Annotated in this window: 1 protein-coding gene; it reads right to left on the reverse strand. The window is 46.9% G+C overall.

All coding sequences use genetic code 11. The features are described from left to right. Nucleotides 1–183: 183 nt before the first annotated feature. Complete coding sequence (gene dapD, locus A3738_RS16480; protein ID WP_068478428.1) at nucleotides 184–1203, reverse strand: 2,3,4,5-tetrahydropyridine-2,6-dicarboxylate N-succinyltransferase; 1020 nt, start codon at nucleotides 1201–1203, stop codon at nucleotides 184–186. Nucleotides 1204–1212: the final 9 nt, after the last annotated feature.

The following is a 1212-nucleotide window of genomic DNA, read 5'->3' on the forward strand; positions in this document are numbered from 1 at the left end:
TTATCAAGACGATCTTCCATTATTTTTTGGCAGCCATGGTCATCAGGCGTCACGGAAGGTTGCTGAATAAGTTGTTGCGTTAGTTTGATAGTGGGCGTGTTGATATCTGGCATCAGAAGCTCTTTGTATGAATATAAATATCACTTGAAGAAGGGGCATTAAGCTGCCCCTATCTATTAAAGCTTAATTGTTCGCGTGAAGCGCTTCGTTAAGCTCAATTGCGGTCTTGTTAGTTAAACACTCAACACGACCGTTAGCAGAGTTACGTCGGAATAGTAAGTCTGCTTTATTGGCAAGGTCTCTCGCTTTAACTGTTTCAACTTCATTTCCATCAGCGTCTAGCATCACAACTTTTGTACCTGCTGTGATATATAGCCCAGACTCAACAGTACAGCGATCGCCTAGTGGAATACCGATACCTGCATTTGCACCGATTAAGCTGCTTTCACCAACCGAAATGGTGATATTACCACCGCCTGATAGCGTGCCCATTGTCGAACAGCCGCCGCCAAGGTCAGAGCCTTTACCGACCATAACGCCCGCCGAAATACGGCCTTCAACCATTGAAGTGCCTTCGGTGCCAGCGTTAAAGTTAACAAAACCTTCGTGCATAATGGTGGTGCCTTCACCGATATAAGCGCCGAGACGAACGCGCGCCGCATCAGCAATACGAACACCAGAAGGAACCACATAGTCGGTCATTTGTGGGAATTTGTCGACAGACTTCACTTCAATGACTTTACCTTGCATACGCGCTTCAAGTTGGCGTTGTGGTAATTCTGCTAAGTCGATTGCGCCTTCGTTTGTCCATGCGACGTTAGGAAGTAGACCAAAGATTCCGTCGAGCTTGATGCCGTGAGGCTTCACTAGACGATGAGAGATAAGGTGTAGCTTTAAGTACACCTCTGGTGTGCTCGATGCTGTCGTATCTTCTTCAATAATAACGAGAGCGACAGGGTTTTCTGAGCTTCTTAGTTTTTCTGCAACAACAGATAGCTCGCCGAGTGCGTGGGTGTCAGCGATAAGCTGCGTTTGCTCCGCAGTGAGTGTCAGCGTCTGGTTTCCGCCATCTAAACCTAATGTAGAGAGAAGTGCGTCAACAAGGCCTTGCTCAGGTTGATATAGCGGAGCTGGGAATAACGTTTCAAGCCATTCGCCATTTGCGTTTTTTGAGCCTACACCTAGGCCAATTGCTACTGTCATAATCTTTCC

This window comes from Oleiphilus sp. HI0066, from assembly GCF_001635725.1.